Below are 25,428 nucleotides of genomic sequence, written 5' to 3' on the forward strand. Positions count from 1 at the left end.
CCGGGATTGCCGGTGAGCTGTACCTGGGCGGCGCGCTGGCTCGCGGTTATCTGGGACGCTCGGGCGGCACCGCCGAACGCTTCGTCGCCAATCCGTTCAGCGCCGATGGCAGTCGCCTGTACCGCACCGGCGACCTGGTTCGCCAGCGCGAGGACGGCACCATCGACTACCTGGGGCGCATCGACCATCAAGTGAAGATTCGTGGTTTCCGCATCGAGCTGGGTGAAATCGAAGCTCGCCTCAAGCAGCAACCGGGCGTGCGCGACGCCGCCGTAGTGGCTCGCGAAGGAGTCAGCGGCAAGCAACTGATCGGTTATGTGCTGGCCAATGCCGACGCTCCAGCGAGCGGTTTGTGCGAGCAATTGCGCGAACAGCTCAAGGCCAGCCTGCCGGACTACATGGTGCCGACGCACCTGGTGTTGCTGGAACGTATGCCGCTGACGCCGAACGGCAAACTCGACCGCAAGGCCTTGCCAAGTCCTGAGGCGGATCAGCGTCAGGAATACCTGGCGCCGAGCACCGAGCTGGAAAAAGCCTTGGCGAACATCTGGCAGGACGTGCTGAAAATCGAGCGTGTGGGCCTGACCGATAACTTCTTCGAATTGGGCGGCGATTCGATTCTCAGCCTGCAAGTGATTGCCCGCAGCCGACCGCTGAAGGCCCAGGGCTTGAGCTTGAAACTGCGCGACCTGATGCAAAAACCGACCATCGCCGAACTGGTGGCCAGCACTCAGGGCGCCGCCGAGAAAACCTCCGGGTTGTTGGCGATGAGCGCGGAAGTCAAAGGAGTCGCGCCGCTGTTCTGCATTCACGCAGGCTTCGGTACGGTGTTCGACTACGAGCCATTGGCCCGCCGCTTGAGCGGTCAGCGTCAGGTGTTGGCGATCCAGTGTCGGATGTTGCTCGATCCGGCTTGGAACGATGTGTCGCTGGAACAAATGGCCAGCGCTTACGTGGCGCAGATCCGCGAGAAACAGCCGCAAGGGCCGTATCACCTGCTCGGCTGGTCGTTGGGCGGCACATTGGCGATGCTGATGGCGGCGCAACTGGAACAAGCAGGTCAGCGCGTGGAGTTTGTCGGGCTGGTGGACAGTTTCGTGCCGTCGGCGGCAATCAATGCCGGCGCGGTGGATGACTGGCAAGCCGACCTGCGGGACTTCCTGCGGGTGACCTTGGGCGATGCCGCGCACGGTTTGCTGATCGAGGGCGAGGAGACGCCGCACAACCTGCGGACGTTGCTGGCCACGGCGATGACAGCGGCGCGCAACGCTGCGGCTTCGAACTACGTGGCACTCGGCGCCGATGAGTTGGCCCATGTGTTCAGCGTCGCGCGGCGCCTCAAGCTGTTGTCCCTCAAGCTGGATCGCTGCACAGCGTTGAACGTCGAGCCGACCTGTTGGTGGACCCTGGGACGTGAAGACGAAGCGCTCGAATTGGCCAGCCAACTGGCGCAACCGGTGCTGGCGGGTGAGTGGATCGATTGCGGGCACTTCCAGATCCCCCGTGATGAAACTTTCCTGGCCGAGGCTGAAGAAATGCTCGGTGAGATCGTTGAATCAGTAGCCTTGTCATAAACCTGGAACCGGTCGAGCGTTGTGCTCGACCGGTTTGGAGAATTCGGAATGTCGTTGAACCCTGATATCGCCGCGTTTCTGGAGCTGGTCGGCAACGGCCGGGCCAGCGGCAAACGCGTGGGCATGCATGAGCTGAGCCCGGAGCAGGCGCGTCAGCAGTTCGATCAGTCATCGCTGTTAATGGATGCCGGCGGTGAAGCGCTGGAAGTGGTCGACGAACTGCAACTGCCGGTGCGTGACGGCACGCAACTGAACGCGCGGATCTACAGCAATCATTCACTGGAGAAGGGCGCCAAGCGTCCGGCGCTGTTGTACTTCCATGGCGGCGGTTATGTGGTCGGCAGCCTCGATTCCCATGATTCGCTGTGTCGCGCATTGGCGGTGATGGCCGATTGCGTGGTGTTGTCGGTGGCCTATCGCCTGGCGCCGGAGTTTCGCTTTCCGACCGCTGCCGATGATGCGCTGGATGCCTGGAACTGGCTGGTGGCCAACGCGGATGAATTGGGCATTGATGCGCAACGCCTGGCGGTGGGTGGCGACAGTGTCGGCGGCAGCCTGGCCACGGTGCTGGCGGCACAGCCGTCGGTGCAGCCGTTGTTGCAGGTGCTGATCTACCCGGTCACCGACGCCAGTCAGGGCACGCCGTCCATTGAGCGTTATGGCGTGGGGCATTTGCTGGAGAAGGATTCCCTGAGCTGGTTTTATCAGCACTATCAGCGCGACGTCAGCGATCGACTTGATCCGCGTTTTTCGCCATTGCTGGCCGAGGTGTCGGCGACCATGGCGCCGGTGCTGCTGATCCTCGCCGAATGCGATCCGCTGCACGACGAAGGCGTGGCCTATGCCCGCCATTTGCAGGCAGTGGGAGTGGATGTGGAGCTGAAGATCTACGAAGGCATGACCCACGACTTCATGCGCATGGGCGCGATCATCGACGAGGCGGAAGAAGCGCAGCAGCACATTGCCGAGCGGTTGGTGCAGGTGTTTGCGGCGGGTTGATCGTTGCGTCAGTAACAAACAAACGCCGGCGATTGCCGGCGTTTTGCTGCCTACTGAACAATCTCCAGCAAACGAAAACCCTGTGGCGAGGGGGTTTACCCCCGTTGGGCTGCGCAGCAGCCCCTCAAAACCAGACAACGCGGTGCCGTAGACACACCGTGTTGAATGGTTTTACGACTGCTTCGCAGCCGAACGGGGGTAAACCCCCTCGCCACAGGTTCAGTGTTCGCCGCATGCTTTCCTTAGCTCGCTGGCATTGGGGCAAACCCCCATCAAAAACGGACAAAGAAAATCCCGATTTTTGATGGTGATAAACACGTTTCCGATAGCGTGTTTAAAGACACTCGGTGTTACGTCATAAACGGCTACAACACCTTGCGCCGTTACCTACGCGTACGCCAGAATCCGCCGGCTTGTGCGTCTAGAGCACGGGTTTTATCGTTACTGGGTCACTGAAAAACAGTGATCGGGTTTGGTAGCCCATTTCGTTTCTAGATGCATGGCATCACCTCGCACAGTTGTTTCACAAGACTTTGCTTTCATGGTGGTCATGCGTGGGGCCCTTTATGGGCGCCGGGTTCTAGTGCGACCGGTCTACCAACCCGCGTATGGCCGCCACCCTTCGTTTGGTAGCGAGGGTGATGGCTCCTTTAAATATTCGTACTAGAGGTTCTATCCATGTTCAAACCAACACCCAATCCCCCAGATACCGATCCAGAACCCAGCGTTGCATCTTTTGCTCTCGACCCCAAGAAAATGAAAGCTGCGGCCGACCGTGCACTTAAGTTCTACCTCAACCCCGATGCGACGAAAACGCAGATACCGCCCTGCAAGCCCAGCGCCATTTTCACCATCGGCGCAGCGGTGGATGACGAAACGTTGCTGGTCGATGCCTGCGAATCGTTGGCCTCAGCCCGCGAGATGGTCAACGATCTCGTCGACCTGTCGGAAGGCCCGCGACGCTATTCGATGCTGGTGCTGCAACGGGTCATATTGATGGGTGAGTTAGCGGTCAATCGCGTACTGGACAACCACAAGCCTGCGTAGCAGCCAAGCGCATCCCTTGTAGGAGCGAGGCTTGCCCGCGAAGGCGTCAGGCCTGACACACCACGTCATCGTTCTTCGCGAGCAAGCTTTGCTCCTACACAAAAACCACGCCCAATCCCTTGTAGGAGCGAGGCTTGCCCGCGAAGGCGTCAGGCCTGACACACCACGTCATCGTTCTTCGCGAGCAAGCTTTGCTCCTACACAAAAACCACGCTCAATCCCTTGTAGGAGCGAGGCTTGCCCGCGAAGGCGTCAGGCCTGACGCACCGCGTTATCGTTCTTGGCGAGCAAGTCGGATCGCCGCACCGCTCGCTCCTACGGGGTTGTCGCGGGTTTCAGGATTTTTACGTGGACAGCAAAACGCCGGCATTAGCCGGCGTTTTGTATTGCGTGGTGCGTGTTACCAGTTGTAAGTCACATCGGCTGTCACGGTACGGCCTTCGCCGTAGTAGCAGTCCAGGGTGCTGTTGCAGCTGGCGACGTATTTCTTGTCCTGGAGGTTTTCCAGGTTCAGCTTAACTTTGGTGCCCTTGATGTGCAGCGGCGATTTTTGCAGGTCGTAGGAGACCATCGCGTCATACACGGTGTAGGACGGAATCTGGAAGGAATCTTCCTCGTAGTCCGAACCGTAGCTGCTACGCACATAACGCAAGCCCAGGCCCGCGCCCAAACCGGCCAGCACGGTGGAGTTGTCGAAGTCGTAGTTGACCCACGTGGACGCTGTCAGCGGCGGGCTCATGGCCAGGGTGCGACCTTCGCGCCCATCGTTGACGCTGCGCCATTTGTTCTGGTTACGCGACACCGCGGCCAGCACGCGCAGGTTCTGCGTGACGTTGACCTTGCCTTCCAGTTCCACGCCGCGTGAACGAACCGAACCGCTCTGGCTGCTGAAACCCGGGTTTTGCAGGTCGTTGGTCAGCATGTTGTCCTGGTCGATCTGGTACACCGACAACTGAATGAAACCGTCGATAGCCTTCGGTTCATACTTGATGCCCGCTTCGTACTGCTTGCCGGTGGTCGGCTTGAACGGCTTGGAGTTCATGTCGACGCCGGTTTGCGGCAGGAACGATTCCGAATAGCTCACATACGGCGTCAGGCCGTTTTCGAACTCATAGCCTAGGCCCGCACGGCCCGTGAACTTCTCATCCTTGATGTTGGAGTGAGTGCCGGCCAGCGGCTCTTTGTTGTCGGTCTCGGCAAAGTCATAACGACCGCCCAGAGTCAGGAACCACTGGTTCCAGCGCAGTTGATCCTGTGCGTACAGGCCGGTCTGCTTGATGGTGTTGTCCCAGCGATACGGTTGGGTGAAGTTGAACTCACTGCCATACACCGGGTGGTACAGGTCAATGCCCGGCCCTTGACGGTCATACAGACCGAGGAACTTGGTGTTGAAGTGGTAGTAATCCACGCCCAGCAGCACGGTGTGGTCCAGCTCACCGGTCTTGAATTTGGCTTGCGCGGTGCTATCGATGCCGTAGACCTTGTTGGTCTGCGACCAGTCCACGCCGAAGCGGCTCTGGTAGCTGTTGTCATCCCGGCCGGTGACCGGGTTGGTCGAGAACGAGTAGCCGTGCAATGGCGCGACGTACTGGTCGTCGAGGTAGGCGTAGCTGCCGCGTTGCTTGAGGGTCCAGACGTCGTTCAGCTCGTAGGACACGTCGTAGCCGGTCACGAACTGCTCGCGATCGTATTTGTTCAGGCCAGGCTCGCCGATGAACAGCTTGCGGCTGATCCGGCCATTCGGGCCTTTGAACACGGTGCCTTCAGCCGGCAGACCTTGTGCTTCCGGGGTATCGCGATCCTTTTGATACTGGGCGAACACAGTGACGCTGGTGCGATCGTTCGGCAGCCAGGTCAGGCTCGGCGCCAGCAGCATGCGGTTCTGGTCGGCGTAGTTGATTTCCGAGTTGCTGTCGTTGACCAGGCCGGTCAGGCGATAGAGGAATTCGCCCTGATCGTCGATCGGGCCGCCGAGGTCGAAGGCGCCGTACTTGCGGTCGTAGCTGCCGGTGCCCAGCACGATTTCGTGCAACGGGGTGGCCGTCGGACGCTTGCCGACCATGTTGACGATACCGCCGGGCTGGTTCTGGCCATACAGCACCGAGGCCGGGCCTTTGAGCACTTCGATGCGCTCCAGGGTGTACGGGTCGATCTGCAGCGAACCGCCGGTGCTGCCGCCGCCGTAAGGCAGGTGCAGGCCGTTGAGGTACAGCGGGGTAGGGGAGAAGCCACGTGAGGTCGGCTCGTCGAACATCTTGACGCGGTCGGAGAAGCCGCCACCGGTCATGCCGGCGGTGTAGCGCAGGGCCTCGGTGACCGATTGCGCGCCGCGCATCTTCACTTCATCTGCCGTGATCACGTTGACGGTCTGCGGGATTTCATTCAGCGGTGTATCGGTTTTGGTGCCGCTGCCGCTGCGCTTGGCGACGATCCCGTCCACCGGGCCATAGGCCGATTCCTGGGTGGCGGAAATGCTGGTCGGCGCCAGGTCCAGGGTATTGCCACCGCTGCTGCGCGCACGCAGGGCAACGCTGTTGCCTTCTACGGAGTAAGCGATGCCGGTGCCCTGGAGCAACTGGGCCATGGCGGCGGCGGGTTCCAGGCTGCCATTGACAGCAGTGCTGCGCAGGCCGCTGACTTCATCCGGACTGTAGAGCACTTGCAGGTTGGTCTGGCGACCGAATTCCTGCAGGGCGCTACCCAGCGATTGCGCGGGGATATTGATCGCGGCGGTCTGGGCCTGAGCCTGGCCGATCATCGGCAATGTCAGTGCCAGAGCGCAAAGGGCTGGCAGCGTCGGGCGAAGTGAATGGCGGATCAGCAGAGCCTTGGCGAGCGGGTTGAGTCCGTGCGGTGCGGGCATTATTCTTCTACTCTTCAAAGTGTTGACTGAGAACTATTTCTATTAACTGTTAGTGAGACGTTGAGCCCTCCCGAAACCGGAAAGCCTCAACGTCTTTTTTTATGAAATTTTCACAATCAGACAGTTTGAAGCTCGGTGACGACTTTGCCGGCGTCCATGCGCACCAGTTGATCGGCGACATCGAAGTAACGATCGTCGTGGGAAATGACGATGATGGTCTTGCCCAGACGCTTCAGGTCCGGCAGCAACTCGGTGTAGAAAATGCGCCGGAAGGTCGGGTCCTGGTCGGCGGCCCATTCGTCGAACACCAGCACCGGACGCTCCTCCAGCCACGCATTGACCAGCGCCAGGCGCTTGCGCTGGCCGGTGGACAGATCGGTGGTGGTGAACGAGCCGTCGCGCACGCTGACCTTGTGCGCGATTTCCAGGCGTTGCAGGTATTTGTTGGCGTCTTCCGGGATGTGCGTGTCGCCCTGCACCACATCATCGAACAGGTAATAGTCGGCGAAGATTGTGGTGAACAATTGACGGTAGTCGTCGCGGGTCACGGCGCTGACCACTTGATCGTTGAGGCGGATCTCGCCGTGCTGCGGCGCATACAGGCCCAGCAGCAGTTTGATCAACGTGGTTTTGCCGCAGCCGTTTTCGCCGACGATGAAAATGATGTCGCCCTGATCAATCTTCAGGTTCACCGGCCCCAGGCGAAACGGTGCGCTGCCTTCGGTGGCCGGGAAGCTATAAGACACCTCGTTCAATTCCAGGCTGTGCACCACGGTGCTCTTGTGCCCCTGATCGCTGAGCAGCAGGTGCGGCTCTGGCGAAGAAAACTGTTCGGACAAATCGGCAATGCGGCGGAACGCGATCTGCGCGCGGCTGACAATCGGCAAGGTGCCGATCAAGTGTTCCAGCGGGCCTTTCATGTACAGCAGCACCAGGACGAAACCGCTCATTACCGCTTTGTCCGCGCTCGGCCACAGCGATTGCAGGGCCAGGGCGAGGCCGATCACCACGAAGAACAGCATCGAGCCGAGAGTCTTGGCCACCACGAAAATGTTTACCGAACGCACTTGGGTGTCGCAGATCTTGTCCGCTGTGGCCTCAATGCCCGAGACAAACATGCGGTGCCGACGCGGGCGGTGAATGCGCAGTTCCTTGGCGCCTTCGGCCACTGCGTTGTAGTGCTTTTGCAGCTCGTCTTCGTAATCCCGGGCCTTCATGAACCCCATCATGCCGCGCCCGCGGGCGATGTATTGGATGACCGTGCCGATCACGATAGCGACCACCATCATCAGGAACATCGGCCACGACAGCATCGCCAGGTAACCCATGCAACCCAGGGTCACGGTCAGGGAAATCGCCAGCGGCGCGAAGGCGAAGGCGAAGTCGCTGATGGTGTCGACGTCGTGGGTCAGCACCGGGATCAGGCGATGGCTGCGGTAGCGTTCGATCTGCTCGATGGGCGCCGACAGCACTTTTTCACCCAGCTCTTTGCGCAGCTTGGCGATGATGTGCTGGCCGACGTAGTTGGTGCCGATGTCGGAGAAAATCGAACTGATCAACGCCAGCAGGCACAGCGCGGCAAAAGCGGCGACCACGGTGTTGGTCAGGCCGCCCTCGGAGTGCAGCACGTTGTTGATGGTCGCCAGCAACGCAGTGACGCTCAGACCGCCGACCATGCCGAGCAGGATGGAGCCGGCGACGATCAGCCGAAAGGGTTTGAGCAGGGTGAACAATTCATTGATCACCCCGCGTGTTGGTTTGCTCATGGAGGTTCCCTGCTTGAAAAGAGTGGCGACGGCCGGGCATCGCTGGAGGACATAGAGGGCGGTGGCGCGCCACAGACGGACGCGCACACCTATAGAACGACTGGCGGGATGGCTAATTTAGCGGACCTTACAGGTCGCGGGCGACGCGGAAGCCGATCCAGTCACCACGATCACCGGGCACCAGCGCGTTGCGGTTGCCGGAGCGGGAGAACACCGGCGCTTCGCCCCAGTCATTGCCGCGAATACGCTTGAATTCGCACTTGCCGGTCAGCCAGGCACTGCCATCGCTCGGGGCGCCGACGTAGTTTTCGTTGTAGCAATCGGCGGTCCATTCATAGACGTTACCGTGCATGTCGTACACGCCAAAAGCGTTGGCTGGAAAGCTGCCGGCCGGCGCGGTGAAGTTGTAGCCGTCGGCCGCGCCGTAGGTATTGGCGTGTTTGGCGATGCTGTACTCCTTGCCCTCATCGAACGGGAAGGGGAACGGACCCGTGGTGCCGCCACGTGCGGCGTACTCGCGCAGGGACTCACTGACCAAACGGTATTGCTGCCCGGTTTTCTTCGACAGCCATGCCACGTAGGCGTTGACCTCGGCGAAGTCCATGCACACGGCCGGGTGTTTGTTGGTGTATTCGTAACGCGGGATGCCGGCCTTGCATTCGCGGCCCGGGCGGTCGTCGCCGTCGGGCATGACGTAGCCCGTGTCGCGGATGTAGGCGTCCCATTCGCCCTTCAACACCTGGAAGCGGCTGATCGCCAACGGCTTGGCGAAGGTCACCGGGTGCATCGGGCCTTCATCGGGCTCTCGGCCGACTTCATCATCCGGGGTGCCCATGGTGAAGGTGCCGGTGGGGAGCACGACCATTTCCGGGCAGTCCTTGCAGTCCTTGAATACCTTGCCCGGTTTCGCCGGTTCGGCGGCCTGGGCGATGCCCGGCAACAGGCTGGCGGCCAAGGCAGCCAACAGCAGGGCCGGGAGCGCCTTCAAGGAAAAACTTCGCAGGTCACTGTTCATCATTGATCTCGATAAAAGGTAAAAGGCATCGTCTGGGGTCAAAGGGTTTTGTCGAGCAGCGCCAGCAACTGGTCGATTTGCGCTTCGGTATTGAGCAAGCCCGGCGCGGTGCGAATCACCGGCCCGACATCGCGCTCGACGGCATCGGCGACCACGTGGTTTTTCATCAAGTAGGCGGCGATTTTGTCGCTGTCCTTGCCCTTGACCCGGAAGAAGGTGAAGCCGGCAGACAGCGCCGGGCTCAACGGTGTGACCAGCTCGACCTGCGGGCGCTCTTGCAGGCGTTTTTTCAGGTAGCTGTTCAGTTCGTGGATGCGCGCCTGAACCGCAGCCTTGCCCAATTGCAGGTGCAACTTGAAAGCTTCGTCCAGTGCCCAGCGGTGCTCGAAAGCGTGATAGCCGCCGGGGGTCATGGTGGTGGAAAAATGCTCGGCTTCGGAGAAGGTCGGGATGATCGGCGTGACGTATTTGACCTCGGTACTGCGGCTGCAGACGATGCCGGTACCGCGCGGGCCGAACATCCATTTGTGAGTGCCGGCAATAAAGAAGTCGCAGTTCATGGCCGGGAAGCTCAGGTCCTCGACGCCAAAGCCGTGGACACCATCGACCAGGTAGATGATCCGGTCCTCGTCGCTGCGATTGCGATTGTGCTTGTCCACCAAGGCGCCGATCTCGCTGATCGGGGTTTTCACGCCGCTGCCCGATTGCACCCAGGTCATGCCGAGAACGCGGGTTTCGGGTTTGATGCTGCGGTCGATGGCGGCGAGGATTTCTGCCTGGGTGACCGTCTGCGGGTCCTTGAACAGCCTGATCTTGCGCACCTTGGTGCCGTCCCGTTGCGTACGCAATTCGAGGATGGTGTGGGTCGCGTAGTGTTCGTGCTCGGTGGTGAGGATTTCCTGGTCCGGGCGCACGTGCACGCCGCCGTAAATCATCGCCAACCCTTCGGTGGTGCTGCCGGTGAGGGCGATCTGTTTCGGATCGGCTTGCAAATATTTACCGGCCCAGACCCGCACGTTTTCTTCGCGCTGTTCGATCACGCCCAGGTCCCAATCCATCGCCAGCCCCGGATTTTTATCCAGCGCGGCGCGGTGCATCTCGATGGCTTCTCGCACTGGTTTTGGGTGCGTGGTGATCAGGAAATTGGAGAAGTGCAGGTAGTCCGGGTCCTGATTGAACAACTGGCGCAATTGCGCCCATTTGTCCCGAGGCAACGGTGAGTTTGTGGTGGCGTTGGCGACGTTATTGAGGCCCGCGCCAAGCGGCAGGGCGGCCGCGAGAATCCCGGCCTGCTTGAGAAAGTCTCGACGGTTGTTCATGGCTTGGCGGCTTCCCGGGCAGAAATTAGCGCCGGTTTCGACAGTTTTTCCACCTGGTCCCAGACCCGCAGGAAGTTGCCGCCCCACAGCTTGGCAATGTCTGCCTCGGAGTAGCCGCGTGACAGCAGCTCAGCGGTGACGTTGCGGATTTCACCGACGTTTTCCCAGCCTTTGACGCCGCCACCTTCGTTGAAGTCGGAGCTGATGCCCACGTGATCGATACCGATCTTGCGCACCGTGTAATCGATAGCGTCGCCCAGGTCCTTGAGGCTGGCCTTGGGTTCTTCGTCGAGGATGGCGTAGAGCTGGCCGGCGTATTCGCCGAATTTCTGCTCGGACCACGCGGCAATGATCGGGTCGCCGGGCATCAGGGCGTACGCGAGGTTAGGCAGTGGCGGCAGGTCGAATCGGGCACGCAGGGCGTTGAGTTTGTCTTGGGTGCCTTGGGTCAGCGGCCGCAGGTATTGGGAGAACCCGACGATTTGCACCACGCCGCCGCTGTTCTTGATCAACTGCAATTCTTTATCGCTGAGATTGCGCGGGATATCGACCATGGCGCGCGGCGCCGAGTGCGAGGCCACCAACGGTGCGCGGCTCAATTGCGCGACTTGCTCCAGGGCCTTGGTCGACATTTGCGACACGTCGATGATCACGCCTAAATCGTTCAGGCGCTGTACCGCTTGCTTGCCGATGTCCGACAAGCCATCGAGGGCGTCCGGCGAATCATTGAAGAACGGTAGCGGGCGCGAAGAATCGGCCCAGTCGTTGTTGCCCACGTAACTGAAGCCGAACATGCGCATGCCACGGGCGGCCCACAGGTCCAGCAGGTTCAGGTCATGGCCCAATGGATAGGCGTTGAGCATGCTCATGAAAATCGCGAACTTGCCTTCACCGTGCAGACGCCGGAAGTCGGCGGGGGTGTAGGCGATGGCGACCTGGTTGGGGAAGTCGCGGACCATGCCAGAGATGATCTTGTAGCGGATCTCCTGCTGGTTGCGTGCTTCGGCGACGAACCCGGCGGTGGGTTTGTGCGGGGCGTTGGGGCCGTTCCACAGTTCTGGCCAGCCGAAGATCGTCAGCGCCGCACCGGACAGCCGTCCGCGATTGGCCTTGACCAGGTCGAACTGGCCAGTGCCGTCCTTGTCGATTTCGTTGCCGACGGTGCCGAAGTCCTGGGGCACGGTGATGTGGCTGTCGAAAGAGAGCATGCGTTCGTGCAGCTCATCGGCCTGTTGCATCACCTTGGCCGGGTAGCCGGGATTGTCCTTGAACCAGTGATCCCAAACCGCAAAGCCTGCACCGGCGCTGATCGCCAGGGCCAGCGGCAGGCCGATGTAAAGAGCCTTTTTCGAACGTGGTTTTGTCATTGCCATCTCAGTCAGGTTCGCCGCCCCGGTGCGGGCGCAGGGGCCTTTGCTATCTGGGAAGAACGAGTGATCGGCACAGGAATTTAGGTGGCGTCTTAAAAGATCGCAGCCTTCGGCAGCTCCTACAGGGGTACGTATTCCCATGTAGGAGCTGCCGAAGGCTGCGATCTTTTGGGAACACCATAAATTTATGAAGGGGACGAACGTTCTAGCTTGGATAAAGCCTGCTTCATGGCTGACACAGGTAGGGCAATGACGATTTCTCGACGATGGTTCATGGCGGGCCTGGCGCTGACCGGCGCCGCCGTGCCTGCGGCTTTTTATGGGCATCGCGAATGGACGAAGCCGGACCCGACGATCACCCCCGGTGAGGCGTCGTTCGATGTGGCGGACGTCGCCGGTCAGCGACTGGCGGATGCCTTGCGCGGCGTCTGGACGATTCGTTTCGAAGGCAGCGACGCCGGCCTCGATGGCTTGCCCCGGGACGGCCTCGAAGTGTTCATCGACATTGGCCACAAGGGCCGCGGGGTCAGTGGTTTTCTCGACACCGCCGAGCGTTTGCGCAGCGCTGATGCTGCGCGTTACCGGCTCTTCGGCGACCTGGCCGACGCCAATGCCGCGCAACTGAGCTGGCGGCTGGTTGGCCCCGGTGGTGCAACGGATTACGAATTCAATATGCGCCTGGACGAAGTCTGGGCCGCGTTTGGCAATGCCGGCAGCGGCACCCTCAGTGGCCGGGTTTCACGTCTGGATCGCCCATTGGCCTTGCCAATGCAGGACAACCGCTTCATCGCCGTCAAACACCTGTTCCCCGAAGCCCGGGAGCGCACGGCGCTGAACCCTACGCTGCTGGCCTGGCTGGTGTCTCCTGAGCATCGCTTGTTTCACCAGCTCTGGCATGCCTCCCGGGACAAATGGCACACCCTGTCCGAGGACAAGCGCAATGCCCTGCGCGGTATCGGCTGGCAGCCCGGCCCCCGTGATCAGGAGCGCGATGCCCGGGGCAAACACAAGGATCGCAACGGTTCCGGGATCGATTTCTTTTTCATGCACCGGCACATGCTTGGCACGGCGCGTTCGATGCAGGACTTGCCGTCCTGGCAGTACTTCCCGCTGCCACAGCCGGAACTGGTGCGTGACCGCGCCGGTTTCGCCCGCTATTTCGATAACCACGACGGTACGGCGCTGCCGCCGACCTGGCTGGCCGAAGGCGATGACGAGTACACCCAGTGGGTTGCCGATCTCAAGACCGCCGAGACCTATCAAACCAATTTCCAGGTCTGGGAATCGCAATACCGCGATCCGCAGTACCTGTCGAAGTTAACCTTGGGGCAGTTCGGTTCCGAGGTGGAGCTGGGCCTGCACGACTGGCTGCACATGCGCTGGGCCTCGGTGCCGCGCGACCCTTCGAATGGCGCGCCGGTGCCACTCGCCCGGGACCTGGACGACTTTGCCGCGCGCTGGTTTGCCCCGGAAAACGACTTTCTCGGTGATCCGTTTTCGTCCCACGTCAATCCGGTGTTCTGGCATTTCCACGGCTGGATCGATGATCGGGTCGAAGACTGGTTCCGCGCCCATGAGCGTTTTCATCCGGGTGAAGTCAGTCGTCTGCAAGTCAACGGCGTGCACTGGTTTGCTCCGGGGCGCTGGGTCGAGGTCGATGACCCATGGCTGGGCCCGACCACTCACGGCTGCAGCACCACGCCGGGGTTGCAGGCCGGCAAGTCAGTGGAAATGGACCCGGAAACCATGAAGCTGGCGCTGCGCATCACCTTTGGCGAGGACGAAAAGAAACTTGCCGACCTGTTCCGCCGCGTGCCGAAGCGGCCGTGGTATGCGCGCAATCTGAAGGCCAAGGTCTAGAGCAAAAGATCGCAGCCTTCGGCAGCTCCTACCAGGTTATGTTTGCCGCATATTTTGGGCACAACACATAACCTGTAGGAGCAGCCGAAGGCTGCGATCTCTTGATCTTCAGAGTTTCTGCCACCCGCCCCCCAACGCCTTGTACAACGCAATACTGGCCTGCAACCTCGATAACCTCAGCTGCACATTCAAATCCTGCGCCGCGTACAGCGTGCGTTGGGTCTCCAGTACGGTCAGCAAATCCTCGGCGCCAGCCTGGTAGCGGCTTTGGGCGATGTTGAACGCGGTCTGCGCCTGGTTGAGTTCCTCGCTTTGCCACTGCCGCTGTTCATCCAGCCCACGAATGCTGTTGAGGGCTTTTTCGACGTCGGCGAAGCCATTGATGATCGCGCCGCGATAGATCTCCAGCAGTTCTTCCTGACGCGCCGTGGCCTTATCGCGCTCGGCGCCGAGGCGGCCGTTGTTGAAGATGGGGGCGGCCAGCCCGGCGGTGAGGTTGTAGAACGGGCTGCGCATGATGTCGGAGAAGCTGTTGGCGCCTGAACCGATGTTGGCGCTCAAGGTGAGGGTCGGCAGCATCGCCGCGCGGGCAACGGTGACGTCAGCCTGGGCCGCCGCCAGTTGCGCTTCGGCGCGGGCAATGTCCGGGCGGCGGCTCAGCAGTTCGCTGGGCAGGCCGGCGCAGATGCTCGGCCATTGCAGTCCATCGAACGTTTCCTGATTCAGGGCCAGTTGCTGAACCGGCCGGCCGAGGAGGGCGGCGAGGCTGATCAAGGCGTCCTGGGCTTGTTGCTGCACCAGCGGCAATTGCCGTTGCTGGGCGGCCACCAGGCTTTTCTGCTGGGCCAGTTCCAGTGCCGTGGCCGAGCCCGAATCAAAACGGGTCTGCACCAGCTTCAAGACGTTTTGCGCATTGGCCAGGTTCAACCCGGCGATACGACTTTGCTCTCGCAGCGACAAGGTTTGCGCATAACTGTTGGCCACGCCGCTGAGCAAGGTCAGCTCCACCGTGGCTTGATCGAACTCGCTGGCTTTCAAGCCCAGTTGCGCGCTGTCCCGGGACGCGCGTTTGCCGCCCCAGAAATCGATCTCATAACTCGCACTGAGGTTGGCATCGAAATAGTCCACTGCCTCATTGCTGCTGTCGGCATCGAGCTGACTGTAGCCATTGCCCCGCAGCAGTTTTTGCCGATTGGCATTCCCCGCCGCTTTAATCTCCGGCAGTTGCGAACCACCGGCAATCACCGTCCCGGCCTGGGCCTGCTGCACCCGGGCGACGGCGGCTGCCAGGTCAAAACTGCCGACTCGCGCCTGTTCGATCAGGCGATCCAGTTGTGGACTGCCGAACTGCGTCCACCATTGCCGGTTATTAACCGTGGCGCTTTCACTGTGCGGTGATTGCCAGGACGCAGGCGGTGCAAGCCCGCTGTCCGGGCGCGGGGCAGGGCTGCTGCAGGCGCTGAGCAGCAGGCAGAGGGTTAACAGGCTCAATGGCGGCTTCATAGGTCGATCATTCACTGGTAAGGGCCGTGACCGGGTCGAGCCGGGCAGCTTTGCGGGCCGGCATGAAGCCGAAGACAACACCGGTAACAAGGGCGCAGCCGAAGGCACCAAGCACCGCCATCAAGGAAAATGCGACGGCGACTTCGCTGAGTACCAGCACACCGCCGACGATCAGCGCCAGGGCAATCCCGGCCAGGCCGCCGACCACCGAGAGCATCACCGCTTCGGTGAGGAACTGGCGCAGGATGTCGCGTTGACGGGCGCCGGTAGCCATGCGGATACCGATCTCGCGGGTGCGTTCGCGCACGGTCATGAGCATGATGTTCATCACGCCGATACCGCCCACCAGCAGCGAGATCGCAGCAATCGAGCCGAGCATCAGCGACAGGGTGTTCTGGGTCCGGGCCTCGGCCTGGATCATTGCGGCGTTGTTGGTCAATTCGAAATCCTGCTTGCCGTTGTGCAGGCGCAGCATCAATTGCTTGATCGCGGTTTCCGCTTCCTTGACCTTGCGCGCATCAGCCGCGGCGATCGCCACGTACTCCGGATTGTGGGTGCCGAATAGCCGGACACTGGCTGCCGAATACGGAATGGCGATGCGGTTGTCGCTGTCGGAATCGCCGGAGCTGGCGCCTTTTTCGCCGAGTACGCCGACGACTTGAAACGGCACGTTTTCGATCAGGATGTACTGGCCGATGGGGTTGGCCACGTCCTTGAGCAATTTGCTGCGCACCTTGTGGCCAATCACTGCGACCGCCGCGGCGTTTTGTTCGTCAGCCTCGGTGAAGTAACTACCCTGGACCACGGGCCAGTTGAAGATCGCCGGGAAATTGGTGTCATTGCCACCGACATAGCTCATGTGGTCGACGTTGCCGAAACGCACCCCGGCCTCCGCGCCATTGACCGGCATGATCCGCCGTACTTGCGGCAGGCTGGCCAGCGCGGCGACGTCGTCCAGCGTCACCACGCCCGGCGGCGTGCGCGGGTTCGGTGCCGAGCCGCTGAGGTAAATAATGTTCGAGCCGAAGGCGCCCATCTGCGCCATGACCTGACGCTTGCTGCCTTCACCGACCGCCAGCATCACCACCACCGACGCCACGCCGATGATGATCCCCAGCAGCGTGAGGGCGGTGCGGAACCGGTTGATCCACATCACCCGCCAGGCCGCGTGCACCGCATCGACCAGTTCGCCTTTCCAGGCACCGGTGGCCTCGGCGCCTTCGCTGAGGCGCTTGCGCAGGTCCACCGCTTGCAACGCGCCGGGGTTGGCCGAGGTTTGTGCGGCGGGGTTGTCATGGGCGCTGTCACTGATGATCAGGCCGTCGCGGATTTCGATGATGCGCTTGGCACGGGCCGCCACTTCGCGGTCGTGGGTGATCAGAATCACCACGTGGCCCTGGCTTGCCAGTTCGTCGAGCAAGGTCATGACCTCGGCGCCACTGTGGCTGTCGAGGGCGCCGGTGGGTTCGTCGGCGAGGATGATGTGGCCGCCGTTCATCAAGGCGCGGGCAATCGATACCCGTTGTTGCTGGCCGCCGGAGAGCTGGTGCGGACGGTTGCCGGTGCGCGTGGCCAGCCCCAGACGGTCGAGCAGGGCGGCGGCACGGGCGTGGCGTTCGGCGGCCGGGGTGCCTGCGTAGATGGCCGGCATCTCGACGTTTTCCTGGGCCGAGCCAGACGGAATCAGGTGATAGCCCTGGAACACGAACCCGAACGCTTCGCGGCGCAGCCAGGCCAATTCATCGCTGTCGAGCCCGGCGACGTTTTCCCCGGCAAAACGGTATTCGCCTGAGGTCGGTCGGTCGAGGCAGCCAAGAATGTTCATCAGTGTCGATTTGCCCGAGCCGGAGGCCCCGACAATCGCGACAAACTCACCGGCATGAATCGCCAGGTCGATGCCGCGCAATACGTGAACTTCCGGGGCATCGCCGCCGCCATAGGCTTTGCGGATGTCCTGCAGGTCGATCAGGGGTGTCTGCATTCAGCCGCCACTCCCGTCAGCCGGGCCGATCAACAGGTGATCGCCTTCGTCGAGGCCATCGAGGATCTGCACTTTCAGGCGATCGCTGATACCGGTGCGCACCTGCCGTTGCTGGATGGCGCCGTTTTTTGCGACGACTTGCGCAGTCTGGCTGTCGGCCTGTGGGCCGCCCTGCAATGCGGCAATTGGCGCGGTAAGAACGTTTTTCGCCTGATCGGAGACAAAGAAAACTTGCGTGGTCATTTCGGCCATCAAGGCGTTGTCGGCGTTATCGACGTCGAGCAACACGGTGTACAGCACCACGCGCCCGGTCCCGCTTTTGCTCGAACTGGCGGGGCTGCCGCCACCCTGACTGGTCTGGTCCAGGGGTTTGGGCGGGATCGGCAAGATCTGCCGCACGGTGCTGTTCCAGCGCCGGTTGCCGCCGCTCAAGGTGGTGAACCAGGCGTTCATGCCGGGTTTGACGTGGCCTATGTCCGCTTCCGAGACCTCGGCCCAGACCGTCATCGGCGACAGTTTGGCGATGCGCAGAATCAACGGCGTCTGCTGCTGGGCATTAAGCGTCTGGCCTTCCCGGGCATCGAGGGCAACCACCGTTCCATTCATCGGTGCATAAATGCGCGTGTAGCCGAGTTCGGCCTGATCGCTGCGCAGGCTGGCCTGAGCCTGGCGGATTTGCGCCTGGAACATCTCGACACGGGCCTGGGTGGCGCGCAGTTCGGCCTGGGCGGTTTGCACGTCTTCGGCGCGGGTGGCGCCGCCGGCCGCGAGGTTTTGCTGGCGCTGGAATTTTTGCCAGGCCAGTTCGTGTTGCGCCTTTTGCTCCTGGAGCTGGGCCTTGAGGTTGTCGATGGAAAAACGCCCGGCATCGAGTTTGGCCTGCTGGGTGGACGGATCGATTTCCACCAGCAAATCGCCTTCCTTGACCACATCGCCGACTTCCACGTGGATCTTGTGGATCTGCCCCGACGCCTGGGCGCCGACATCGACATAACGCCGCGGTTGCAGAGTGCCCAGGGCCGTGACGCTGCTTTCGATGTCGCCGCGGATGACTTGCACCGTGGCGAACTGGTCGCGGCCGGGCGGGAGGATCTGCCAGGCAGCGACGGCGATAACGGGGATCAGACACAGTGCAACAAGCAGGGCGCGTCGTGCGGTGCGGGGACGTTTCATGCAGGGTTCCGGCCAATGGAATTCGGCCCGTCACCCAGATGACGCACACAATAAGGCGACAGCTGAGCGCTGTCGGTGGGCCGACAGAGACGGGGAGCTGTCCTGTAAACGAGGCGGGAAGGGCGGAATTTAAGCGCGGAAACACGGAGTTACAGGTATAGAGCAGCACTATTTATCGGGCAAACCGAAACAGCACTTTAAATCTATATGAGAATTACTATAAATTACGCGACTCAAATTGCCACCATCGTGCCGCCGCCCATTTGGCGGTCGCGGATCTGGCTCAAGGACAGAAACCGCACCCTGTGCGGCCGGGAGTCATGTTGGAAAACTACTATCGCGAGCTGGTGTGTTTCCTGAACGCCAAGCTGGGCAACCGTCAGGTGGCCGAAGATGTGGTGCATGACGCTTATCTGCGGGTACTGGAGCGCTCCAGCGACACGCCGATCGAGCAGCCTCGGGCCTTCCTTTATCGCACCGCACTCAACCTGGTAATCGATGACCATCGGCGCAACGCCTTGCGTCAGGTCGAATCCCTCGAAGTGCTCGATAGTGAAGAACGCTACTTCACCCCATCGCCGCACACCAGCCTCGATCACGGCCAACGCCTGGCCATGCTGCAGCGCGCGCTGGCGGAATTGCCAAGGCTGTGCCGCGAGAGTTTTTTGCTGCGCAAGATCGATGGCCTGTCGCACCCAGAGATCGCCGAACACCTGGGGATTTCCCGGGCGCTGGTGGAGAAGCACATCGTTAATGCGATGAAGCATTGCCGGGTGCGCATCAAGCAATGGGATGCCCATTGATCCTGTCTCGCTAAATTTTTTTTCATTGTCCTCGTTCCTACTCAACAGACGATCTGCTGTCCTGCTCAAGGCCGGCCAGGTCACTTAGGCTTCCTCCCCTTGTTGAGGGGTTCATCCAGAGGACACTGGAAATGACACAGGCAATTGCATCGCCCATCGTTCACGACCTGATCGGCATCGGTTTCGGCCCTTCGAACCTGGCACTGGCCATCGCCCTGCAAGAGCGCGGGCCGAGCCAGGGTGAACTGGATGTACTGTTTCTCGACAAGCAGGCCACCTACAGCTGGCACGGCAACACGTTGTCGACCCAGAGCGAGTTGCAGATTTCCTTCCTCAAGGATCTGGTGACCCTGCGCAACCCGACCAGCCCGTACTCGTTCGTCAATTACCTCAAGCATCACGGGCGTCTGGTGGACTTCATCAACCTGGGCACCTTCTACCCGTGCCGCATGGAGTACAACGACTACCTGCGCTGGGTCGCCGGGCAATTTGAAGCGCAAAGCCGTTACGGCGAAGAAGTGCTGACCATCGAGCCGGTGCTGCACAACCAGCAGGTCGAAGCGTTGCGCGTGATCTCCCGTGACACGCAAGGTCAGCAACACGTGCGCACCGCCCGTTCGGTGGTGGTCAGCGCTGGCGGCACTCCGCGTATCCCCGAAGCGTTCAAGGCGCTCAAGGATGACAGCCGCGTGTTCCACCACTCCCAGTACCTGGCGCAGATGGCCAAGCAGCCATGCGTGAACAATCAACCGATGAGCATTGCGATCATCGGCGGCGGGCAGAGCGCGGCGGAGGCTTTCATCGACTTGAACGACAGCTTCCCGTCGGTGCAAGTGGACATGATCCTGCGCGGCTCGGCCCTGAAACCGGCGGATGACAGCCCGTTCGTCAACGAAGTGTTCTCGCCGGAGTTCACCGACCTGGTGTTCCAGCAGGCCAGCAGCGAACGCGAGCGCCTGGTCAACGAGTACCACAACACCAACTATTCGGTGGTGGACATCGACCTGATCGAACGCATCTACGGCATCTTCTATCGCCAGAAGGTTTCCGGGATCGCCCGTCACGCGTTCCGCACCCTGACCACCATCGAAAAAGCCACCGCCACCGAGCGCGGCATCGAACTGGCAGTGCGCAACAACGCCACCGGCGAAGTCTCGGTTCGGCATTACGACGCCGTGGTGCTGGCCACCGGTTACGAGCGCCAGATGCACCGCAAACTGCTGGCGCCGCTGGAACAGTACCTGGGCGACTTCGAAGTCGATCGTAACTACAAACTGATCACCGACGAACGCTGCAAGGCCGGCATCTACATGCAGGGCTTCTGCCAGGCCAGCCACGGCTTGAGCGACACCTTGCTGTCGATCCTGCCGATCCGCGCCGATGAGATTGCCGGGTCGCTGTATGACCATGGCAAATCCCGCGGGCATGCGCGCTCGGTGATGGATTTGTTGTTGGCCACAGCCAGCTAAGTTCTTCAGCGTCTGCAAGGCCGTCATCGCGAGCAAGCTCGCTCCCACAATGGACCTGTGTTTACAGGACAAATGTGGGAGCGAGCTTGCTCGCGATAGGGGCCACAAGAGCACTACAAATGCTCAATCCTGAACCCTTCCTGAAGAACCCGTCGATTCCCCCTGCACACGTCCCGGCATCGTTTACTCTCCAGAAATCGGGGCGTAAGCTTCGCGCGTTTTCATCAATAGCGGAGACCCACAGTGGGTACTTGTTCGAGTGACAGTAGTCGGCCGGTTTCAGTAACCGGCACCTTCTCGGCAAGCTAACGCGCAGCTTTTTTGTGCCGTTACCTTGCTGAAAAGCGAGTAGCGGCATCCCGATCGTGGCCAGTGGCGGCCCGATTCCCGACGTCCCTCTCATCGACGCTGAACCGTGCGTGATGGTCGACTTGCCAGTCGTCATCGCGGCGACTCGACGCGCCTGCTCGACGGTTTCCCGGCTGACCCTGGGGGCAACTGCCATGAACCTGACCTTGCTCAAGGAATTCTTCGCCGGATTCCTGCGCACCCGCCACATCGCCCGGCACTTCCGTCGCCTGGCGTTGCTGGAAAGCATCAACGACACCACGGTCAGCCGTGAAGTACCGCCCACCTTGGCGCAAACCCTGGTGTCCGCGGCCAACAGCGACACCGGCCAGTTGCTGGATAACCTCGGCAGTCACAGCGATGGTTTGAGCGAGCTCGAAGCCGAGGCCCTGCGCGAGCAATTCGGCCTCAACGAAGTCGAGCATGAGCAGCCGCTGCCGTGGTGGGTGCACCTGTGGCACTGCTACAAAAACCCGTTCAACCTGCTGCTGACCTTGTTGGCGGTGGTCTCCTGGTTCACTGAAGACATCAAGGCCGCCGTGGTGATTTTCTCCATGGTGGTGCTCTCGACCTTGCTGCGGTTCTGGCAGGAAGCCAAGTCGAACCAGGCGGCCGATGCGCTCAAGGCAATGGTGAGCAACACCGCGACCGTCATGCGTCAGGGCGCGCAGCGCATCGAATTGCCAATCAAGCAATTGGTGCCCGGCGACCTGATCGTGCTCTCGGCCGGCGACATGATTCCCGCCGATTGCCGGGTGCTCAGTGCCAAGGACCTGTTCGTCAGCCAGGCCGCGATGACCGGTGAATCGATGCCGGTGGAAAAATTCCCCCGCCAGCAGGACAGCGACACCAGCAACCCGCTGGACTTGGACAACATCCTGTTCATGGGCACTAACGTGGTCTCGGGTTCGGCCATCGCGGTGATCCTGACCACCGGCAACAGCACCTATTTTGGTGCTTTGGCGCAGCGGGTCAGTGCCACTGACCGGGCGCCGACGTCGTTTCAGACCGGGGTCAACAAAGTCAGCTGGTTGCTGATCCGCTTCATGTTCGTGATGGCGCCGCTGGTGCTGTTCATCAACGGTTTCACCAAAGGCGACTGGATGCAGGCGCTGCTGTTCGCTCTGTCCATCGCCGTCGGCCTGACGCCGGAAATGCTGCCGATGATCGTCACCTCGACCCTGGCCAAGGGCGCGGTGTTCCTGTCGCGCAAGAAAGTCATCGTCAAACGCCTGGACGCGATCCAGAACTTCGGCGCGATGGACGTGCTGTGCACCGACAAGACCGGCACCCTGACCCAGGACAAAATCTTCCTCGCCCGGCATGTGGACGTCTGGGGCGAAGAGTCCGATGACGTGCTGGAAATGGCGTATCTCAACAGCTACTACCAGACCGGCCTGAAAAACCTGCTGGACGTGGCGGTGCTGCAACACGTCGAGGTGCACCGTGAACTGGAAGTGGCGACGGCGTTCGCCAAGGTCGATGAAGTGCCGTTCGATTTCACCCGGCGGCGCATGTCGGTGGTGGTGGCTGAGCACGATCAATCTCATCACTTGCTGGTGTGCAAAGGTGCGGTAGAAGAAATCCTCGCCGGTTGCACCCGGGTTCGTCATGGCGATAACGATGAGCCATTGACGGATGAACTGTTGGCGCGGATTCGCGAAGTGACGGCTTCTTTCAACGAAGAAGGCTTGCGCGTGGTGGCGGTGGCGGCACGGCACACGCCGAAGGAGCAGGCGGTCTACAGCATCGCCGATGAGCAGCAAATGACCTTGATCGGCTACGTGGCCTTCCTCGATCCGCCCAAGGAAAGCACCGCGCCGGCCCTGCGCGCGTTGGCGGCCCACGGCATTGCGGTGAAGGTGCTGACCGGCGACAACGAACTGGTGACGGCGAAGATCTGCCGCGAAGTCGGCCTGGAACAACAAGGCCTGCTGATGGGCAACGACGTCGAGCGCATGAGCGACGCCGAACTGGCGGTGGCTGTGGAAACCACCAACGTCTTCGCCAAACTGACGCCATCGCACAAGGAACGCATTGTGCGTTTGCTCAAAGGCAACGGCCACGTGGTCGGTTTCATGGGCGACGGCATCAACGACGCCCCGGCGCTGCGTGCTGCCGACATCGGTATTTCGGTGGACAGCGCGGTGGACATCGCCAAGGAAGCGGCCGATATCATCCTGCTGGAAAAGAGCCTGATGGTGCTGGAGGAGGGCGTGCTGGAAGGGCGCCGGACCTTCGCCAACATGCTCAAGTACATCAAAATGACCGCCAGCTCGAACTTCGGCAACGTGTTCTCGGTGCTGGTGGCCAGTGCGTTCATCCCGTTCCTGCCAATGCTGCCGATGCACCTGCTGGTGCAGAACCTGCTGTATGACATTTCGCAGATCGCCATCCCGTTCGATAACGTTGATGAGGAAATGCTGAGAAAACCCCAGCGCTGGCAACCGGCTGATGTTGGGCGCTTCATGCTGTTCTTCGGCCCGATCAGCTCGATCTTCGACATCACCACGTTTGCCTTGATGTGGTACGTGTTCGACGCCAACACCCCGGACCACCAGACCCTGTTCCAGTCCGGCTGGTTCGTGGTGGGGTTGCTGACCCAGACGTTGATCGTGCACATGATCCGCACGCCGAAGATTCCGTTCCTGCAAAGCCGCGCGGCCATGCCATTGATGGTCATGACCGGGATCATCATGGCCGTCGGCATCTTCCTGCCGATGGGACCGCTGGCGCACTACTTTAAGTTGCAGGCGCTGCCGTCGCTGTACTTCGTGTTCCTGCCGGTGATTTTGCTGGCGTACATGGGCCTGACTCAGGCAGTGAAGGGCTTCTATATCCGCCGGTTTGGCTGGCAATGACGATTATTCCCGCGTTTTGCGCGGGAATACCTTCATGGACGCCCCACTTCTGAATGTAGAAGCGAGGCTTGCTCGCGCAGGCGGTGTGTCATTCAACAGGCATGCCGGCTGACACTCCGCTTTCGCGGGCAAGCCTAGCTCCTACAGAAATCGCCAACTTTAGGAAAGGTCCTACAGAAACAACAGCAAGTGTTCCGTAGCCTTGCGCCCTCACGAGTTTGTCACTCTCATGGGGGCCACGATGCCGAACAAAGCCTTACGTATCCTGATCGCCGACGAGCAGCATTTTCACCGGATGACAATCGAGCGGCTGTTCAATGCGCTCGATTACTACCGGGTGGCGCCGGTGCAGAGCCTTGCGCAGATGCTGACTGTCATCGAATACGGTTACGAGCCTTTCGACCTGGTGGTCATCAATGCGTCGCTGACGAGCGGGGCATTGGACCTGCAAGGATTTCTCCTCGATAACCCGCAAGTTCATCACGCGCTGGTCTTCAACGGTCAGCAGGCCCGGTTACCAGCGATTCCGCTTTGCGAGTGGCAGAAATTGCAGGTGAGTCATGCGCTGCTGCCTGATCTGCCTTGTATTCAGCGGTTGATGGCAATCATCGACCCACCGATGCACGAGGACAATCAGCCCGGGCTGAGTCCGCCATACGGCAAAAGATCGATTGACCGTTCGTCGCTACTGTCAGATCTGACAGGTAGTTTTGTCTGCACACCCATGCAAAAGTCATAGCGCAGCCGTCGTGCCTATCCCGGACTGTCCCATGGCCTTGTGTCGCGTAATCGTCTTTTTTTTGCAGAGGGAGTTGCCATGAAGTCCGCGCAGTTTGCGCAGCAACGCGCCATGAGGTCAGCACTGATTGCGGACGATCATCCGGTGGTACGCGCCGCCATCAGAATTGTCCTTGAACAGGAGGGTTTCAAACGGATTTACGAGGTGGCCAGCGGTAACGAGGTCATGGCGATGCTTCGCGAGCATACCCCCGACCTGCTTGTGCTGGATCTGGTCATGCCCTCCCTCGATGGGCTGGAGGTTCTGGAGCGCATCAAACTCAGTGATTTTACCTGTCGAGTGCTGGCCTTCACCTCCCTCGATCCGCTGTTTTTTCAGGAGCGTTGCATGCGTTCGGGGGCCTTGGCCTATGTCTCGAAAAGCAACGACTTGGACCAATTACACAAAGCGATCCAGGCACTCATGGCTGGCTACACCTATTTCGCCCGATTGCCTTCGGTGCTGCTGGACACTATGCAGCACAGTGAAAAACAGATGATCGACTCACTCTCCAATCGCGAACTGACCATCTGCCAACACCTGGCCCGGGGCACGAGCAATAAAGAGATCGCCGTGGTCATGCACCTGAGCCACAAGACCGTCAGCACTTACAAGACGCGGTTGATCGAAAAGCTCAGGGTGCATTCGGCGGTGCACCTGCGCGAATTCTGCTTGCGCAATCGTCTGATTTGAAGGGGC

General features: G+C 60.8%; 16 protein-coding genes and 1 pseudogene (1 of these 17 cut by a window edge). 9 read left to right on the top strand and 8 right to left on the bottom strand.

Annotated elements, in window-relative coordinates; translation table 11 throughout:
• The 3 genes from ACWIKB_RS27405 to ACWIKB_RS27415 form a co-directional block, all read left to right on the top strand.
• A protein-coding gene (locus tag ACWIKB_RS27405) for a non-ribosomal peptide synthase/polyketide synthase (protein WP_475270613.1) crosses the window boundary here: on the top strand, positions 1-1,574 show its final stretch. It extends 13,477 nt beyond the left edge of the window; only the last 1,574 of its 15,051 coding nucleotides appear in the window; the start codon falls outside the window, past its left edge; it ends in the stop codon at positions 1,572-1,574.
• Positions 1,575-1,622: 48 nt separating this feature from the next.
• Positions 1,623-2,573 (top strand): alpha/beta hydrolase, encoded by a 951-nt coding sequence (locus ACWIKB_RS27410; protein ID WP_475270614.1) that lies wholly within the window; start codon positions 1,623-1,625, stop codon positions 2,571-2,573.
• A gap of 678 nt (positions 2,574-3,251) precedes the next feature.
• Entirely contained in the window at positions 3,252-3,620 is a 369-nt protein-coding gene (locus tag ACWIKB_RS27415; protein ID WP_475270615.1) for a DUF6124 family protein, read from the top strand.
• A gap of 400 nt (positions 3,621-4,020) precedes the next feature.
• On the opposite strand, the gene ACWIKB_RS27420 is transcribed toward ACWIKB_RS27415, so the two are convergent.
• The 5 genes from ACWIKB_RS27420 to pvdM form a co-directional block, all read right to left on the bottom strand.
• Positions 4,021-6,483, bottom strand: a complete 2,463-nt coding sequence (locus ACWIKB_RS27420) for a TonB-dependent siderophore receptor (protein ID WP_475270616.1) — start codon at positions 6,481-6,483, stop codon at positions 4,021-4,023.
• 116 nt (positions 6,484-6,599) lie between these two features.
• Positions 6,600-8,249 (bottom strand): cyclic peptide export ABC transporter, encoded by a 1,650-nt coding sequence (locus ACWIKB_RS27425; protein WP_475270617.1) that lies wholly within the window; start codon positions 8,247-8,249, stop codon positions 6,600-6,602.
• Positions 8,250-8,376: 127 nt separating this feature from the next.
• The gene (gene pvdO / locus ACWIKB_RS27430) at positions 8,377-9,264 is read right to left on the bottom strand and encodes a dihydropyoverdine dehydrogenase (protein ID WP_475270618.1); all 888 of its coding nucleotides are present in this window, start codon (positions 9,262-9,264) and stop codon (positions 8,377-8,379) included.
• 38 nt (positions 9,265-9,302) lie between these two features.
• The gene (pvdN, locus tag ACWIKB_RS27435; RefSeq protein WP_475270619.1) at positions 9,303-10,583 is read right to left on the bottom strand and encodes a pyoverdine-tailoring periplasmic protein PvdN; all 1,281 of its coding nucleotides are present in this window, start codon (positions 10,581-10,583) and stop codon (positions 9,303-9,305) included.
• Complete coding sequence (pvdM, locus tag ACWIKB_RS27440; protein ID WP_475270621.1) at positions 10,580-11,950, bottom strand: pyoverdine-tailoring dipeptidase-like protein PvdM; 1,371 nt, start codon at positions 11,948-11,950, stop codon at positions 10,580-10,582. Before pvdM ends, pvdN begins: the two co-directional genes overlap by 4 nt.
• A gap of 252 nt (positions 11,951-12,202) precedes the next feature.
• Between pvdM and pvdP the strand changes: the two genes are divergently transcribed.
• Entirely contained in the window at positions 12,203-13,813 is a 1,611-nt protein-coding gene (gene pvdP, locus ACWIKB_RS27445) for a pyoverdine maturation tyrosinase PvdP (protein WP_475270622.1), read from the top strand.
• Between the two features lie 108 nt (positions 13,814-13,921).
• Here pvdP and ACWIKB_RS27450 read toward each other — a convergent pair whose 3' ends face one another.
• The 3 genes from ACWIKB_RS27450 to ACWIKB_RS27460 are packed head-to-tail and all read right to left on the bottom strand — an operon-like array spanning position 13,922 to position 18,470.
• Positions 13,922-15,316 carry an efflux transporter outer membrane subunit gene (locus ACWIKB_RS27450; RefSeq protein WP_475270624.1) on the bottom strand — a complete coding sequence of 465 codons (1,395 nt, stop codon included), beginning with the start codon at positions 15,314-15,316 and terminating at the stop codon, positions 13,922-13,924.
• A gap of 7 nt (positions 15,317-15,323) precedes the next feature.
• Positions 15,324-17,297, bottom strand: coding sequence for a MacB family efflux pump subunit (locus ACWIKB_RS27455; protein WP_475270625.1), 1,974 nt, complete (start codon positions 17,295-17,297; stop codon positions 15,324-15,326).
• Positions 17,298-18,470: an efflux RND transporter periplasmic adaptor subunit gene (locus tag ACWIKB_RS27460; RefSeq protein ID WP_475270626.1), complete on the bottom strand. Its 1,173-nt coding sequence runs from the start codon at positions 18,468-18,470 to the stop codon at positions 17,298-17,300. It lies immediately after the preceding gene.
• A 320-nt stretch (positions 18,471-18,790) separates the two neighbouring features.
• Here ACWIKB_RS27460 and ACWIKB_RS27465 point away from each other — a divergent pair, with 320 nt between their 5' ends.
• From ACWIKB_RS27465 to ACWIKB_RS27485, 5 genes and pseudogenes are all read left to right on the top strand, one after another.
• Entirely contained in the window at positions 18,791-19,273 is a 483-nt protein-coding gene (locus tag ACWIKB_RS27465) for a sigma-70 family RNA polymerase sigma factor (protein ID WP_475270628.1), read from the top strand.
• Between the two features lie 131 nt (positions 19,274-19,404).
• Entirely contained in the window at positions 19,405-20,742 is a 1,338-nt protein-coding gene (locus tag ACWIKB_RS27470; RefSeq protein WP_475270629.1) for a lysine N(6)-hydroxylase/L-ornithine N(5)-oxygenase family protein, read from the top strand.
• A 503-nt stretch (positions 20,743-21,245) separates the two neighbouring features.
• Positions 21,246-23,951 (top strand): magnesium-translocating P-type ATPase, encoded by a 2,706-nt coding sequence (gene mgtA, locus ACWIKB_RS27475; protein WP_475270657.1) that lies wholly within the window; start codon positions 21,246-21,248, stop codon positions 23,949-23,951.
• A gap of 241 nt (positions 23,952-24,192) precedes the next feature.
• Positions 24,193-24,570: pseudogene (locus ACWIKB_RS27480) on the top strand (response regulator); the annotation flags it as partial.
• Between the two features lie 231 nt (positions 24,571-24,801).
• Entirely contained in the window at positions 24,802-25,422 is a 621-nt protein-coding gene (locus ACWIKB_RS27485) for a response regulator (protein ID WP_475270658.1), read from the top strand.
• Positions 25,423-25,428: the final 6 nt, after the last annotated feature.

The organism is Pseudomonas sp. 5Vm1k (assembly GCF_056161485.1).